Source organism: Kitasatospora sp. DSM 101779 (genome assembly GCF_025655475.1).
GTDB lineage: Bacteria > Actinomycetota > Actinomycetes > Streptomycetales > Streptomycetaceae > Kitasatospora.
In genome coordinates this window covers 1,635,382-1,649,411 of the sequence record NZ_JAHTIK010000001.1, presented here as the reverse complement: position 1 = coordinate 1,649,411, position 14,030 = coordinate 1,635,382, and the positions used below count along the sequence as shown (strand labels likewise).

General features: G+C 72.8%; 13 protein-coding genes and 7 tRNA genes. 9 read left to right on the top strand and 11 right to left on the bottom strand.

Annotation, left to right across the window (positions count from 1 at the left end):
• The coding region (locus KSNIM_RS07705; RefSeq protein WP_263102473.1) for a serine/threonine-protein kinase at window positions 1–931 on the bottom strand (931 nt) is incomplete at its 3' end.
• Window positions 932–1,466: 535 nt separating this feature from the next.
• Here KSNIM_RS07705 and KSNIM_RS07700 point away from each other — a divergent pair.
• Entirely contained in the window at window positions 1,467–1,658 is a 192-nt protein-coding gene (locus tag KSNIM_RS07700) for a hypothetical protein (RefSeq protein WP_030268566.1), read from the top strand.
• 253 nt (window positions 1,659–1,911) lie between these two features.
• Here the strand turns inward: KSNIM_RS07700 and KSNIM_RS07695 are convergent.
• The 5 genes from KSNIM_RS07695 to KSNIM_RS07675 all read right to left on the bottom strand — a co-directional run bounded on the left by KSNIM_RS07695 (window position 1,912) and on the right by KSNIM_RS07675 (window position 2,402).
• Window positions 1,912–1,983, bottom strand: a tRNA-Val gene (locus KSNIM_RS07695).
• Between the two features lie 28 nt (window positions 1,984–2,011).
• Window positions 2,012–2,083 (bottom strand) — tRNA-Val (locus tag KSNIM_RS07690).
• A 28-nt stretch (window positions 2,084–2,111) separates the two neighbouring features.
• A tRNA-Val gene (locus KSNIM_RS07685) sits at window positions 2,112–2,183 on the bottom strand.
• Window positions 2,184–2,216: 33 nt separating this feature from the next.
• Window positions 2,217–2,290: transfer RNA gene (locus KSNIM_RS07680), tRNA-Cys, on the bottom strand.
• A 39-nt stretch (window positions 2,291–2,329) separates the two neighbouring features.
• Window positions 2,330–2,402, bottom strand: a tRNA-Gly gene (locus tag KSNIM_RS07675).
• Window positions 2,403–2,757: 355 nt separating this feature from the next.
• Here KSNIM_RS07675 and KSNIM_RS07670 point away from each other — a divergent pair.
• The 3 genes from KSNIM_RS07670 to KSNIM_RS07660 all read left to right on the top strand — a co-directional run bounded on the left by KSNIM_RS07670 (window position 2,758) and on the right by KSNIM_RS07660 (window position 5,518).
• On the top strand, window positions 2,758–3,774 hold the full coding sequence (locus tag KSNIM_RS07670; protein WP_317634106.1) for a chorismate-binding protein: 1,017 nt from the start codon (window positions 2,758–2,760) through the stop codon (window positions 3,772–3,774).
• A 22-nt stretch (window positions 3,775–3,796) separates the two neighbouring features.
• Window positions 3,797–4,612 carry an aminotransferase class IV gene (locus KSNIM_RS07665; protein WP_263102471.1) on the top strand — a complete coding sequence of 272 codons (816 nt, stop codon included), beginning with the start codon at window positions 3,797–3,799 and terminating at the stop codon, window positions 4,610–4,612.
• A 63-nt stretch (window positions 4,613–4,675) separates the two neighbouring features.
• Window positions 4,676–5,518 carry a GNAT family N-acetyltransferase gene (locus tag KSNIM_RS07660; RefSeq protein ID WP_263102470.1) on the top strand — a complete coding sequence of 281 codons (843 nt, stop codon included), beginning with the start codon at window positions 4,676–4,678 and terminating at the stop codon, window positions 5,516–5,518.
• Window positions 5,519–5,552: 34 nt separating this feature from the next.
• On the opposite strand, the gene KSNIM_RS07655 is transcribed toward KSNIM_RS07660, so the two are convergent.
• From KSNIM_RS07655 to KSNIM_RS07645, 3 genes are all read right to left on the bottom strand, one after another.
• Window positions 5,553–6,050, bottom strand: a complete 498-nt coding sequence (locus KSNIM_RS07655) for a DsbA family protein (protein ID WP_263102469.1) — start codon at window positions 6,048–6,050, stop codon at window positions 5,553–5,555.
• Window positions 6,051–6,133: 83 nt separating this feature from the next.
• Window positions 6,134–6,709: a CGNR zinc finger domain-containing protein gene (locus tag KSNIM_RS07650; RefSeq protein WP_263102468.1), complete on the bottom strand. Its 576-nt coding sequence runs from the start codon at window positions 6,707–6,709 to the stop codon at window positions 6,134–6,136.
• Between the two features lie 282 nt (window positions 6,710–6,991).
• A complete protein-coding gene (locus KSNIM_RS07645; RefSeq protein ID WP_030268554.1) occupies window positions 6,992–7,405 on the bottom strand; it encodes an SsgA family sporulation/cell division regulator in 414 nt (137 codons plus the stop codon).
• Between the two features lie 243 nt (window positions 7,406–7,648).
• Between KSNIM_RS07645 and KSNIM_RS07640 the strand changes: the two genes are divergently transcribed.
• The 3 genes from KSNIM_RS07640 (at window position 7,649) to KSNIM_RS07630 (ending at window position 8,482) form a co-directional block, all read left to right on the top strand.
• Entirely contained in the window at window positions 7,649–8,077 is a 429-nt protein-coding gene (locus tag KSNIM_RS07640) for a TIGR02611 family protein (RefSeq protein WP_263107861.1), read from the top strand.
• A gap of 54 nt (window positions 8,078–8,131) precedes the next feature.
• Window positions 8,132–8,203 (top strand) — tRNA-Val (locus KSNIM_RS07635).
• Between the two features lie 207 nt (window positions 8,204–8,410).
• Window positions 8,411–8,482: transfer RNA gene (locus tag KSNIM_RS07630), tRNA-Val, on the top strand.
• 81 nt (window positions 8,483–8,563) lie between these two features.
• Here KSNIM_RS07630 and KSNIM_RS07625 read toward each other — a convergent pair.
• A complete protein-coding gene (locus tag KSNIM_RS07625) occupies window positions 8,564–9,337 on the bottom strand; it encodes a 3'-5' exonuclease (protein WP_263102467.1) in 774 nt (257 codons plus the stop codon).
• A 290-nt stretch (window positions 9,338–9,627) separates the two neighbouring features.
• On the opposite strand from KSNIM_RS07625, the gene thrS reads away from it, so the two are divergent.
• Window positions 9,628–11,607: a threonine--tRNA ligase gene (gene thrS, locus KSNIM_RS07620; RefSeq protein ID WP_263102466.1), complete on the top strand. Its 1,980-nt coding sequence runs from the start codon at window positions 9,628–9,630 to the stop codon at window positions 11,605–11,607.
• Between the two features lie 74 nt (window positions 11,608–11,681).
• Entirely contained in the window at window positions 11,682–12,242 is a 561-nt protein-coding gene (locus KSNIM_RS07615) for an HIT family protein (RefSeq protein WP_263102465.1), read from the top strand.
• Window positions 12,243–12,320: 78 nt separating this feature from the next.
• Here KSNIM_RS07615 and KSNIM_RS07610 read toward each other — a convergent pair whose 3' ends face one another.
• A complete protein-coding gene (locus KSNIM_RS07610; RefSeq protein WP_263102464.1) occupies window positions 12,321–13,961 on the bottom strand; it encodes a hypothetical protein in 1,641 nt (546 codons plus the stop codon).
• Between the last annotated feature and the right edge of the window lie 69 nt (window positions 13,962–14,030).

Sequence of the window (14,030 nt, the reverse complement as noted above, 5' to 3'; positions counted from 1 at the left end):
CCGCACCGTGCCCGGCACCGGCACCCTGCGCCCGGCCCGGGGCGGCGACCTGGGCCTGCTGGGCGGCGGGCCCCTGCGGAGCGGCGCCGCGGGCCCGTCCGCCCAGCACGGTGCCCCGGGCGGCGAGTTCGGTCAGCCGCTCGTGCAGCGCCGCCGCGGCCGGCCGCTCGCCCGGCTCCTTGGCCAGGCAGGCGCCGATCAGCGGTGCCAGGACCGGCGGCACTGCCGCCAGGTCCGGCTCCTCGTGCACCACGCGGTAGAGCATCACCTCGGAGGAGGCGCCGGAGCCGAAGGGCGACTCCCCGGTGAGCGCGAAGGCGAGCGTCGCGCCGAAGGCGAACACGTCGGTGGCCGGCGTCACCGCCGCCCCGCGGACCTGCTCGGGCGCGAGGAAGCCGGGCGAGCCGACCGCCGTCCCGACGTGGGTGAGCGTGGAGGCACCGCGCGACCAGGCGATGCCGAAGTCGATGATCCGCGGGCCGCGCGGCGAGAGCAGGATGTTGGAGGGCTTGAGGTCGCGGTGGACGACCCCGGCCTCGTGCACCTTCACCAGCCCGTCGGCGAGGGCGGCGCCGATCCGGGCCGCCTCCGGCCACGGCAGCGGACCTTCGTCCGTGACCCGCTTGTACAGCGAGGGTCCGGGCACGTAGGCGGTCGCGAGCCACGGCCGCTCGGCCTTCAGGTCGGAGTCGACCACGCGGGCGGTGCAGCCGCCGCGGATCCGGGAGGCGGCGGCGACCTCGCGGGCGAACCGGGTGCGGAACTCCGCGTCCCCGGCCAGCTCGTCGCGGATCAGCTTGAGGGCGACCCGCTGGCCCTTGCGGTCCGAGCCGAGGTAGACCACGCCCATGCCGCCGGCGCCGAGCCGCCGGTGCAGTCGGAACGGTCCGACGATGCGGGGGTCCTCACGCCTCAGCCGCATCATCGCCATACTCGTCCCCGTCAGCCCGTGGAGTGAGGCCCCGTCGAGTGGGCCGTCGTCAGATCCTGTCCGGGACAGCTTACGGACTGGCCGCAGTGCTGTGCTGACACGCAACACCCCGAGGGGCGGTCGGATTGTCCGATCTCCGCCCGAAGGCGTTCCGCGGGTACCCGGAGCACCCTTGTCCGAGGGCTGCGCGTCGCACGCGAACGGCGGTCCGGGTGGCCCGCCGGACGGTGCCGGAGGACGGGCTCCCGGCCGTCCCCGAGAGCCCCCTCGGGGTGGGCCTCAGGGTTGCCTCGGGGATGTGATCGGTTCCGTCTCCGCCTCCGGTAGTACGCGGCAGGGCCCGGCCTCATCCTCGGGGAGGCCGGTGGAACCGTGCGCGGGCATGACGCCCGGTGGGGGCCCTGCGGCCTACTGTTGATCTCGACGGCGGGCCGCTACTCGTCCCCCGAGGTCCCGGCCCGCCGTCCCGACCACCCGACCGCCCCGTGCGGGCCGCCCAGCGGCCGCGCCCGGCGACGAGCAGGAGCAGACGATCATGGCCACGCAGTTCACCGGCACCGGGCGGCGCCGCCGGCCCTTCGGCGGCCAGTCGCCCACCGGGGACAGGCACCCCGCGGTGGCGCTGGCCATCGCCGTGCCCTGCGCGGTGCTGCTGCTGGCGCTGTTCGGCGGCTGGGAGCAACTGGCGACACAGGCTCGCGCCGTCGCCGATCTGATCGGGCGCTGACCCCAGGGGAGGGGTCCGCGCCGGCCGGGTACGACACCGCAGGACACGTGGACGGGCCGAGCGGTGGCCACCCCCGGCAGAGCAGGGGCCGGGTGCATGACGTCGGTGAGGGCGTCCGCACCCGGCACCTGCCTTTCTCGCCGTCCGTGGACCTTCCGCTGCCCGCGCACCCTCCATTGCCCGCGCACCGGCGGCCACCGCCGGAACGACGACGAAGGCCGTGGTCCACTGGACCACGGCCTTCGATCTTCGGTGCGCGATACTGGGATTGAACCAGTGACCCCTACCGTGTCAAGGTAGTGCTCTCCCGCTGAGCTAATCGCGCGGGTGTGTCAAGCCCTGCCGGGCCTGCGTGCGCGATACTGGGATTGAACCAGTGACCCCCACCGTGTCAAGGTGGTGCTCTCCCGCTGAGCTAATCGCGCTGGGATGCCGATCCCCGAAGAGATCGAGTGCGCGATACTGGGATTGAACCAGTGACCCCTACCGTGTCAAGGTAGTGCTCTCCCGCTGAGCTAATCGCGCGGGGAGGGCTCCCGGCGAACCGGGGGCACCTCTTGGAGGTGGAGACGGGATTTGAACCCGTGTACACGGCTTTGCAGGCCGTTGCCTCGCCTCTCGGCCACTCCACCAGGCAACTTCGGAGAACGATCTTACCCTGTTCTCCATCGAGCGGACGACGAGATTCGAACTCGCGACCCTCACCTTGGCAAGGTGATGCTCTACCAACTGAGCCACGTCCGCCTGTCTCCCGGCTGCTTCCCCGCTTTTCTTCGGTTCCGCGTCCCGGCGACGTGTTGAACTCTAGCGGATTCCCGGGCCAGCTAAAAATCCGTTCCCGCAGCGTGGCGCGGGGGTGGCCGGAAGGTGGTGCGCCGTCAGCCGTCCGGGTGGCTTCCCGGCCGCCCCCGGCCGGGGCTGCGGCGCAGGTCCCGGGGCCCGCCCGCGGCCGCCCCGGCGGGCCGCCGACCTACACTTCAGGCACCGGGCAACCCCCGAGATGGCCCCGCACCCGCGCCCAGTCCGCGCGGAGCACCACCCGAGTCCGCGCAGGAGAACCGTGTCCGGCCGCACCGCCACCCTCAGCCCCGATCAGCCGATCGCCCGCTTCGGCGGCCGTCTCGCCACGGGCCTGCGCGAGGTCTCCGGCGACCCCGCGGTCCTCGACGGCGGCGGCTTCTGGGCGGTCGCGTACGACTTCGAGGGCCGTCTCACCTGCGCCCGCTTCGACGAGGTCCGCCCCGACCCGGCGCCGCCGGCCACCGCCGGCTGGCTCGGCCCGCGGCCCGGGGACTGGCAGAGCTCGCTCGACCGGGCCGCCTACACCGCGGGCGTCCGCCGCATCCGCGAGCACATCGCGGCCGGCGAGGTCTACCAGGCCAACCTCTGCCGGGTGCTGTCCGCGCCGCTGCCCGACCCGGAGCGCTCCGACATCGACGCGCTCACCGGCCTGCTGGCCCTCGGCAACCCCGCGCCGTACGCAGGAACGATCCGCCTTCCCGAGCAGGGGGTGGAGATCGCCACCGCCTCGCCGGAGCTCTACCTGCGCCGCCTCGGCCGCACCGTCTCCTCCGGCCCGATCAAGGGCACCGGCCGCACCGAGGCCGACCTGCTGGAGAAGGACCACGCCGAGAACGTGATGATCGTCGACCTGGTCCGCAACGACCTGGGCCGGGTCTGCGAGACCGGCAGCGTCACCGTCCCCGACCTCTGCGCGGTCGAGAAGCACCCCGGTCTCGTCCACCTGGTCTCCACCGTCGAGGGCCGACTGCGGGACGGCGCCGGCTGGCCCGAGCTGCTCGCCGCGACCTTCCCGCCCGGCTCGGTCACCGGCGCGCCGAAGTCCAGCGCGCTGCGGATCATCGACGCCCTCGAGACCGCCCCCCGCGGCCCCTACTGCGGCGCCGTCGGATGGGTGGACGCCGACCGCGGCGAGGCCGAACTCGCCGTCGGCATCCGCACCTTCTGGATCGACCGGACGGGCGGCGCCCCCGTCCTCCGGTTCGGCACCGGCGCCGGCATCACCTGGGGCTCCGACCCCGAGCGCGAATGGGACGAGACCGAGCTCAAGGCGGCCCGCCTGGTCGCGATAGCGTCGGGCACCAGCACCCCCTGACCACCCCCGGGAGCAGCACTCGATGATCTGGGTCAACGGCAACCTCGTGGACGCCGGCACCGCCGCCGTCTCCGTCCTGGACCACGGCCTCACCGTCGGCGACGGCGTCTTCGAGACGGTCAAGGCCGTCGACGGCCGGGCCTTCGCGCTCACCCGCCACCTCGACCGGCTCACCCGCTCCGCCCGCGGCCTCGGCCTCGCCGACCCGGACCACGACGCCGTCCGCGAGGCCTGCGCCGCCGTGCTCTCCGCCAACCCGATGCCGCTCGGCCGGATGCGGATCACCTACACCGGCGGCACCTCCCCGCTCGGCTCCGAGAGGGGCGAGGACGCGCCCACGCTGGTCGTCGCCCTCGGCACCGCCAAGCCGCGCCCGGATACCACCGCCGTGGTCACCGTGCCGTGGCGCCGCAACGAACACAGCGCCGTCGCCGGCCTCAAGACCACCTCCTACGCCGAGAACGTGGTGGCGCTCGCCGCCGCGCACCGGGCCGGCGCCTCCGAGGCGCTGTTCGCCAACACCGCCGGCCGGCTCTGCGAGGGCACCGGCTCCAACGTCTTCGTCGTCCTCGGCGGCCGCCTGCTCACCCCGCGCCTGGAGTCCGGCTGCCTGGCCGGTATCACCCGCCGCCTGGTCGTCGACTGGAGCGGCGCCGAGGAGGCCGACCTCCCCTTCGAGGCGCTCTTCGAGGCCGAGGAGGTCTTCCTGACCTCCACCCTCCGCGACGTCCAGGGCGTGCACCGGGTCGACGACCGCGAGCTGCCCGCCCCCGGGCCGATCACCCTCAAGGCGATGGCCCAGTTCGCCGAGCGCAGCGGCGACGACCTCGACCCCTGATCCGGCCGCCCGCCCGCGGCCGCACAGGCGTAGTGCGGCCGCGGCCGGGGCAGGGGAGCCGGTATGACCACAACGCTGCGCCCGGGGGGCGCCGAGGAGCCGCTGCCCGGCGGCGGCCGCAGCCGCCGCTGGCAGATCTGCGTCAACGGCCGGGCGGTGGGCGGGCTGCGCACCACCGCGCTGCCGCGCGGCGACCAGTGGTGGGGCGAGATCGCCGAGTTGGAGGTCACCGATGGGCGCCGCCGGGGCCGCGGCACGGTCGGCGTGCTCGCCGCCGAGGAGGTGCTGAGGGGCTGGGGCTGCAGCCGGGCGGACGTCACCGTCCCCGCGGAGGCCGAGGGCGCACTCGCCCTGGCCCGGGCGCTCGGCTACACCGAGCGGATGCGGAACATGGCCAAGCGGCTCGGCCGGGCGCCGGCCCTGCCGGACGGCCTGACCGTCCGTCCGATCGGCACGGCGGAGTACCCGCAGTGGCTGGCCGCCGCCAGAACCGGCTACCTGCACGACCTGCGCTCCTCGGGCCTGACCGCACAGCAGGCCGAGGCCAAGGCGGCGGCCGACCACCGCCAGGTCCTGCCGCAGGGCCCGGACACCCCGGGCGTCGCGCTGCGCCGTCTCGTCGACGCCGAGGGCCGGGTGCTCGGCAGCCTCTGGCTGCACCTGCGCCAGGAGGTCACGCCGGACGGCCGCCCGCTGGCGTGGGTGATGGTGGTGGAGGTCGACGAGGAGCACCGCGGCCGGGGCCTCGGCCGGGCCCTGATGCTGGCCGCCGAACGCGAGTGCCTCGCGGCCGGCGTCCACGACCTCGGGCTCAACGTCTTCAGCAGCAACACGGTGGCCGTCGGCCTGTACGCCTCGCTCGGCTACCGGGTCACCCGGCGGATCCTCGGGAAGCAGCTGCTCTGAACGCGGCGGCCCCCGGGTCCGCCGGGCGCGGCGCTCAGCCCCGGTCCTGCTCGATCAGCTCGACGATCCGGGCCCGCAGCCCGGCCTGGCTCTTGCCACCGTCCAGCCGCTGCCCGGCGATCACGTAGGTGGGGGTGCCGCTGACCCCGATCGCGCGGCCCTCGGCCTGGTCGGCGTCGACCAGCAGGGTGTGCCGCCCGTCGATCAGCGCGGTGTCGACCTCGTCGGGGTCCAGCCCCAGCTCGGCGGCGACGGCCAGCAGCACCTTCTCGCCGTCCCGGCCCAGCTCCTCGGTCCGCTCCAGCAGCGCCTCGACGTACTCCCAGCCCCGGCCCTGCGCGAACGCCTCCTCGGCGGCCTGGGCCGCCGCGTACGCGTGCTTGTTCTTCTCCAGCGGGAAGTGCCGGAGCTCGATCCGGAGCGCGTCGCCGTAGCCGGCGCGCAGGGCCCGGACGTCGTCCAGAGCGGTGCGGCAGTCGGGGCACTGCAGGTCGCACCAGAATTCGAGGCGGGGGAGGGGGGCGTCGGTCATGCCCTCAGTCTTTCATCCGCCGGGCTTCCGTCCGCGCGGAGTGCGGACGGCGGTCGCGGACGCACGGGTGCCGGGCGGGCCGGTCAGCCCGCGGCCACCGCCTCGGCCTCGGCGGAGCGCTGCCGGGCGCGGTAGGCGGCGACGTGCAGCCGGTTGCCGCAGGTGCGGCTGTCGCAGTAGCGGCGCGAGCGGTTGCGGGAGAGGTCGACGAAGACGCGCTCGCAGTCCGGGGCCTCGCAGCGCCGCAGCCGCTCGCGCTCGCCGGCCATCACGATGAAGGCGAGCGCCATGCCGAGCTCGGCCGCGAGGTGGTCGCCGATCGCGGCGTGCGGGGCGAAGTAGTGGATGTGCCAGTCGTGGTGGTCGTGGTTGGTCAGCCGGGGCGTGGTGCCGGCCGCCGCGACCACGGCGTTCACCAGCTCGGCGGCGTCCTCGGTGGAGCGCGCGGAGAACACCTCGCGCAGTCGGCCCCGCAGCAGCTGCACCGCGGCCAGGTCGGCGGCGGTCAGCGAGTCGATCTCGCTGATCTCCTGCTTCACCACGAACGCGTCGAGCGCGGCGGTGTCCGGCAGCTGCTCCGAGCCGCACGCCTCCGGGGCGGTGTTGAGCAGCTCGACCAGAATGCTCAGCGCGCACTCGGTGTCATGGGTGATCAGCACGTGGGGCTCCTCGCGCGGCGGGGGCGTACCGGGCCCCTCGTCGGTCGTCACCCGCGACTCTACCGGGCCGGGCCGCCCGGGCGAAGGAGAGCGCCCGGCAGGACGGCCGGCCACCCCTGCGGATGGCCGGCCGTGCTGCCGGGCGCAACCACCGTCGGGCCAAACGGGCCCGACGGTGACCCCGAGACCGCCGGTGGTGCGTGGCGGCATGTGCGACCGTGCCCCCGAGTAGGACGGACGCAGTGGGCGTGGCCGCGCCGAGGCGGGCCCGCCGTGGCGAGGTCAGCTTTCGGCGAGGATGTGGGACAGCTCCCGATCGAGGTCGAAGTGACGGTGTTCGGTGCCGGGCGGCACGGCGGCGTCGGTGCGCTTGAGGAACGACTCGAGCGCCCGCGCCGGGGCTTCCAGCAGGGCTTCTCCTTCCGGAGAGCTCAGGGCGATGCAGACGACCCCCTGACCGTGGCTGCGCGAGGGCCACACCCGGACGTCGCCGGTCCCGGTCGGTCGGTGCAGCCCCTCCGCGAGGAGATCACGGGCGAACACCCACTCGACGGTCTCGTCGGCACCGGTGTGGAAGGTGGCGTGCACGGCATAGGGGTCCGAGGTGTCGTAGCGCAGGCCCGCGGGGACGGGCAGGGAGGACTCGCTGGACACGATGAGGCGCAGGTGCAGCTCGCAGCTGACCGTGGTGTTCATAAGCGCCAGGGCCTTTCGCTCAGTGTGCGCTCGGGGAATCGCACGTCGGCGAACGGACCATCCCACCCGAAAGCCCGGTGTAAACCCCTCTGTCCCGATTCAACGCCGTGTCGTACCCCTTCCGGCGCATTGCGGAATCGGCGGCGGCGGGGCGTCGGACCCGGTACCGGCGGGTATCTCCGGTACTTTTCCCGCATGGCTGTACGAAACGACAATCCTGACCGGGTCGAGGACGGGGCACCCATGGCGTCCGACGGTGGCGAGGACGGGAACGGGGGCGGGGACCGGGAGGACGGCGGGGGCCGGCCGCTCGGCTCGCGGGCCCCGCACTTCATCCGGCGCTCGCGGCCGCTGCACCTGAGCTGGCAGGTGGTGATCTTCCTGGCCGGTCTGGCCGTGGTCGGGCTCGGCGTGGTCCTGCTGCCGCTGCCCGGTCCGGGCTGGGTGGTCATCTTCCTGGGCATGGGCATCTGGGCCACCGAGTTCGTCTGGGCCCAGCTGGTGCTGCGCTGGACGCGGCGGAAGGTCGCCGAGGCGGCCGAGCGGGCACTGGACCCGAAGGTCCGCCGCCGCAACATCACGCTGACCGTGATCGGCCTGGTGATCATCGGCGCGCTGCTCGGCTGGTACCTGTGGCGGTACGGCCTGGTGCTGCCGTGGGACCTGCACTGACCGGGAGGGTGTTCGGAGCACCCCCGCGGATGGGGTAATGTTTTCCCTGCACCCGGGCGATTAGCTCAGCGGGAGAGCACTTCGTTCACACCGAAGGGGTCACTGGTTCGATCCCAGTATCGCCCACCCGGAATGCAGTAAAGATGTAAGGCCCAGACCATTTACCGGTCTGGGCCTTATGTTGTTTTCCGATGATTTCTCAAAGGCGTCGCCGGTCTGACGGGCATTCACCGGAGCTGTGCCGGAGGCGATCTGGGGCAGTGTCGGGGCGGCCGCGGTGGGAACGGATTAGGGCGGCCGGCCGCCGAGGTGGTACTGTTCATCTCGTTGCCCGGGCGATTAGCTCAGCGGGAGAGCACTTCGTTCACACCGAAGGGGTCACTGGTTCGATCCCAGTATCGCCCACCGAGCAGCAGGCCCCGGTCGCCAAGTGCGGCCGGGGCCTCTGTCGTTGTCGGCGCCTTCCGCCATCGGCGGGCGTGCGGTTCAGGCCGCGGCCTCGCAGCGGTGCTCCGCGGTCAGCGTCCGGCCGCAGCCGCACCGGGCCGGGCGCAGCGGCCAGGCGGTGTCCACCCGTTCCGGCGTGCCCTCCCGGTCGAACCAGTCCTGCAGGCCACGGGCCTGGGCCGCGTGCCAGACCGCCTGCCGGACGTGGAGTTCGGGCACCGGCAGCGCGCCGAGCCGATCCGGGTGCCGGGTGCCGAGGGTGCGCACCAGGTCGAGCGCGGCCGTCGCGTCCGCCGCTGCCTCGTGGGCGCCGGTCAGCCGCACCCCGTAGTGGGCGCACAGATCGGTGAGGGTGCGGCGGCCCTTGCGGTAGCGGTCGATGTGCTTGTCCAGCACCCGCGGGTCCAGCACCAGGAGTTCGGTGCCGCCGAGCGCCGCGGCCAGCGAACTGGCGCGGTGCCGCCGCAGCTCGCGGTCGAGCAGGGTGAGGTCGTACGGGGCGTTCATGACCACCAGCGGGACACCGGCCAGGGACAGCTCGGCGAGGGACCGGGCTATCTCGGCGACCACCGTGCGCGGCGGGCGGCCGTGGGCGCGGGCGTGCTCCTCGCTGATGCCGTGCACCGCGCGGGCGCCCTCGGGGATCGGAACTCCCGGGTCGGCCAGCCAGGTTGTGGTGGTCGGGGCGCTGCCGGGGGCGGACTGGAGGACGAGTGCGGCGGAGACGATCCGGTCGTGCTCGACGTCCACGCCGGTGGTCTCGGTGTCGAAGGAGGCGATCGGCCCCTCGTACCAGGGTCGGGACTGCTGCATGACTGCCCCTCAAGTGCCGCCGGGCGGTTGCCCGGCGCGCCCCCGAGGACCGGAGGCGCACCGTGCTCTGCCCAGGTGATACCGCACTTGACAGCCGTTCAACCGCGCCGCAGGGCGGCCGGCGTCCCGGCGGGCCGGTGCGGGTGCGGTGGGAAGGGCCCGCGGGGCCGGGCGGGCCGGTGGGGCGGACGCGGCACGGGGGAGAGCGCGGTGCGCACCGGAGCTGCCGCTCTCGGTACCATCGACGTGCGCAGCAGAGTGCTGCGGACCACAGATGTCAGGAGAGACCGGTGACCGACGTCCGGATCATCATCAACCGCGAACCCGATCGGGAAGAGCGCGTGGTGACCACGGGCACCACGGCCGCCGAGCTCTTCGCCGACGACCGCTCGATCATCGCCGCCCGCGTAGGCGGCCAGCTGAAGGACCTCGCCTACGCCGTCCAGGACGGCGACGAGGTCGAGCCGGTCGAGATCTCCAGCAAGGACGGCCTCGACATCCTGCGGCACTCCACCGCGCACGTCATGGCGCAGGCCGTGCAGCAGCTCTTCCCGGAGGCCAAGCTCGGCATCGGCCCGCCGGTCAAGGACGGCTTCTACTACGACTTCGACGTCGAGAAGCCCTTCCACCCCGATGACCTCAAGGCCATCGAGAAGAAGATGCAGGAGATCATCAAGCGCGGGCAGAGGTTCTCCCGCCGCGTGGTCTCCGACGACGCCGCCCGCGACGAGCTGTCCGCCGAGCCGTACAAGCTGGAGCTGATCGGCCTCAAGGGCTCCGCCGCGACCGCCGGCGAAGGCGCCGACGTCGAGGTCGGCGCCGGCGAGCTGACCATCTACGACAACCTCGACGCCAAGTCCGGCGAGCAGTGCTGGGGCGACCTCTGCCGCGGCCCGCACCTGCCGAGCACCCGGCACATCCCGGCCTTCAAGCTGATGCGCAACGCGGCCGCCTACTGGCGCGGCAGCGAGAAGAACCCGATGCTGCAGCGCATCTACGGCACCGCCTGGCCGAGCAAGGACGAGCTGAAGGCGCACCTCGACTTCCTGGTGGAGGCCGAGAAGCGCGACCACCGCAAGCTCGGCAACGAGCTCGACCTGTTCTCCATCCCGGAGCAGATCGGCTCCGGCCTCGCCGTCTTCCACCCCAAGGGCGGCATCATCCGCCGGGCCATGGAGGACTACTCGCGCCGCCGGCACGAGGAGGAGGGCTACGAGTTCGTCTACACCCCGCACGCCACCAAGGGGAAGCTGTTCGAGACCAGCGGCCACCTGGACTGGTACGCCGACGGCATGTACCCCCCCATGCAGCTCGACGAGGGCGTGGACTACTACCTCAAGCCCATGAACTGCCCGATGCACAACCTGATCTTCGACGCGCGCGGCCGGTCCTACCGCGAACTGCCGCTGCGCCTGTTCGAGTTCGGCACGGTGTACCGGTACGAGAAGTCCGGCGTGGTGCACGGCCTGACCCGCGCCCGCGGCTTCACCCAGGACGACGCGCACATCTACTGCACCCGCGAGCAGATGGCGGACGAGCTCGACTCGACCCTCACCTTCGTGCTCAACCTGCTGCGCGACTACGGCCTGACCGACTTCTACCTGGAGCTCTCCACCAAGGACCCGGAGAAGTACGTCGGGGCGGACGAGACCTGGGAGGAGGCCACCGCCGTCCTCGCCGCCGTGGCCGAGAAGCAGGGCCTGCCGCTCGTCCCGGACCCGGGTGGCGCGGCCTTCTACGGCCCGAAGATCTCCGTCCAGGCCAAGGACGCCATCGGCCGCACCTGGCAGATGTCGACCATCCAGCTCGACTTCAACCTGCCGGAGCGCTTCGACCTCGAGTACACCGCGGCGGACGGCTCGCGCCAGCGCCCGGTGATGATCCACCGCGCGCTGTTCGGCTCGATCGAGCGCTTCTTCGCGGTGCTGCTGGAGCACTACGCCGGCGCCATGCCGCCGTGGCTGGCCCCGGTCACCGTGACCGGCATCCCGATCACCGACGAGCACGTCCCGTACCTGCTGGACGTCGCGGCCGAGCTCAAGAAGCACGGCATCCGGGTCGAGGTGGACACCTCCGACGACCGGATGCAGAAGAAGATCCGCAACGCCCAGAAGCAGAAGGTCCCCTTCATGCTGATCGCGGGCAACGACGACGTCGAGGCGGGCGCGGTGTCCTTCCGCTACCGCGACGGCGAGCAGAAGAACGGCGTGCCGGTCGCCGATGCGGTCGCCGAGATCGTGGACGCGGTGCAGCGCCGCATCCAGGTCTGACCTCGGACGCAGCAGGCCGGGGCGGGTCCGCACGGACCCGCCCCGGCCTGTTCGTCCCGCCTGTCGGGACGCATATGCTGATCGGCATGACGAGTGAGCCCGAACTGCAGCGGGGCGTGGGGGAGCCGGACGGCTTCCGCCGCCTGTGGACCCCCCATCGGATGGCCTACATCCAGGGTGAGAACAAGCCCACCGGCCCGTCCCCGGACGACGGCTGCCCGTTCTGCAGCATCCCGGGGCTCACCGACGAGGAGGGCCTGGTGGTGGCCCGCGGCTCGTCCGTCTTCGCGGTGCTCAACCTCTACCCGTACAACGGCGGCCACCTGATGGTCGTCCCGTACCGGCACGTCGCCGACTACACCGAGCTGGACGAGGCGGAGACCGCCGAGCTCGCCCTGCTCACCAAGCACGCGATGACGGCGCTGCGTACCGCCTCCGGCGCGCACGGCTTCAACATCGGCATGAACCAGGGCGCCGCCGCCGGCGCGGGCATCGCCGCCCACCTGCACCAGCACGTGGTGCCGCGCTGGGGCGGGGACACCAACTTCATGCCGGTGGTCGGCCACACCAAGGTGCTGCCGCAGCTGCTCGCCGACACCCGCAAGATGCTGGCCGACGCCTGGCCGCAGGGCTGAGCATCCCGCACCGACGCCGCAGGGCCGGTACCGCGAGGGCTCCCTCGGGGTACCGGCCCTGCGGTGCGTCCGGGCGGCTCAGCCGGCGTCGTAGGCGTCGGCCTTGAAGGGGCGGACGGCCTGGTTCTCCGAGCGGCTGATGTTGGCGCGGTTGGTGAACCGCTCGACGTCCACGTCGTGCTCGGCGAGGAAGTCGATGGTGGCGGTCTGCACCATGTTGAAGATCGGCTGGGCGCTGTAGAGCACCGAGTCGCTCTTCGCCCGGCTGTCCCAGGTCTTGTCCGTCCACGCCTGGCGGAGGCAGAACGGCTCCGGCAGCGTCAGCGAGCCGCCGAGCCAGTTCAGCAGTCCGGGGATCTTGTGGAACGGCGCCCGGACGGCCTGCCGGACGACCTCGTCGTCGTCGATCAGCGGGAGGACGATCGTCTTCTCCTCCCAGAACTTGCCGGTCTTCGGGACGTTCTTCTCCTTGGGCTTGGGCTTGGTCGTGAACAGCCCGTTGAGCGGCCCGAGGGCGTGCCCGTACACGGACACCCGGAGGTTGCGGCCCAGCACCGTGATCTTCACGGTGACGGTCGCGACCACCTGGCCGTTGTGCAGCACCAGCTGCGCGGCCACGTTGGTGTCGGTGTCGGTGCCGATGGTCTGCCGGTTGGCGATCTGCTGGATGCCGAAGTCGCGCATCCGGTAGCCGTCCATCTCCGGGGTGGACGGGCGGCCGATCTCGTCCGCGCCCTCGGGGATGTCCTGCACCACCCAGTGGGCGACCGAGACGTGCGGCATGTCGCCGCCCGGCACCTCGCTCGCCGCGACCGAGCCGAGCCGCTCGGCGATCTTGCGGGCGAGGTCCCAGCGGTGGAAGGTCCGGAAGTCGGCGTGCCCCGCGGCCGGGCGGAGGTCCTCGTTCATCTCCACCGCGACCCAGCGCATGCCCGCGCCGAGCAGGCCCTTGCGGCCCGCGTAGTGGTGGATGTTGGTCTCCTGCTCGGCGGTCAGCCGCTCCAGGCTGGCGCGCAGGTCCGTGGCCTTGCGGTCGAGGTCGTCGCGCGGGACGGCCTGCGGCACGGTGGCCGCCACCGCACCGCCCTCCAGCAGCGACTGCCAGCGGGTGCGCAGGTCGATCGTGCTGCGCAGGCAGATCCGCCGGGCGACGAACCAGCCGACCACCGGAGCCAGCATCATCAGCCGGAAGTACAGCGACCAGGGGCCGTCCACCGGCGGCCGGATCGCGAACAGCAGGGCCAGGCCGCAGGCGGCCGCCAGCGCCAGCGTGCCGTAGAAGCCCTCCCTGGCCGGGTGGGTCTTCTTCAGCTGGGCCCGCACCTGGAAGGCGGCCAGCCAGACCAACGCGCCGGGCAGGAAGAGCAGCCCGCAGACCACGGTGACCAGGGCGAGCTGCCGGTCCCGGGCGCTGCGCAGGTCGTTGGCGGCAAGGCAGTGCTCGACCACCATCCGTACGTCGGTGCCGAAGGACGGCACCATCGGGTTCCGCTTGGCCGGCAGCGTCCGGTCGATCACCGCCCGGCTGAACGCCTCGCCGGCGCTCGGCCGGAACAGCTCGAAGCGGCCGTTCTTCAGCTTGGCGCCGAGCTTCTCCTCCAACTCGCGGAAGCTGCCGTCGCGGTAGGCCGCGGAGGAGAGCGCCGAGGTGACGGCGGTCTGCGGGCCGACGTCCGTGCGGGGTACCTGCGCACCCGGGGTCATGTCGAGCTGGGTCACGGCGGCTGCCCCTCCTCCCCTGGATCCGCCCTTGTCGGCCGCAGGCTATCGCGCCTCCGACCGGTCGCG

Bases quoted from the DNA above. Each gene is read 5' to 3' on its own strand.
- KSNIM_RS07660 (WP_263102470.1), top strand. From the start codon at position 4,676: ATGACCACAACGCTGCGCCCGGGGGGCGCCGAGGAGCCGCTGCCCGGC.
- KSNIM_RS07645 (WP_030268554.1), bottom strand. From the start codon at position 7,405: ATGAACACCACGGTCAGCTGCGAGCTGCACCTGCGCCTCATCGTGTCC.
- KSNIM_RS07615 (WP_263102465.1), top strand. From the start codon at position 11,682: ATGCTGATCGGCATGACGAGTGAGCCCGAACTGCAGCGGGGCGTGGGG.
- KSNIM_RS07700 (WP_030268566.1), top strand. From the start codon at position 1,467: ATGGCCACGCAGTTCACCGGCACCGGGCGGCGCCGCCGGCCCTTCGGC.
- KSNIM_RS07655 (WP_263102469.1), bottom strand. From the start codon at position 6,050: ATGACCGACGCCCCCCTCCCCCGCCTCGAATTCTGGTGCGACCTGCAG.
- KSNIM_RS07640 (WP_263107861.1), top strand. From the start codon at position 7,649: ATGGCGTCCGACGGTGGCGAGGACGGGAACGGGGGCGGGGACCGGGAG.
- KSNIM_RS07665 (WP_263102471.1), top strand. From the start codon at position 3,797: ATGATCTGGGTCAACGGCAACCTCGTGGACGCCGGCACCGCCGCCGTC.
- KSNIM_RS07625 (WP_263102467.1), bottom strand. From the start codon at position 9,337: ATGCAGCAGTCCCGACCCTGGTACGAGGGGCCGATCGCCTCCTTCGAC.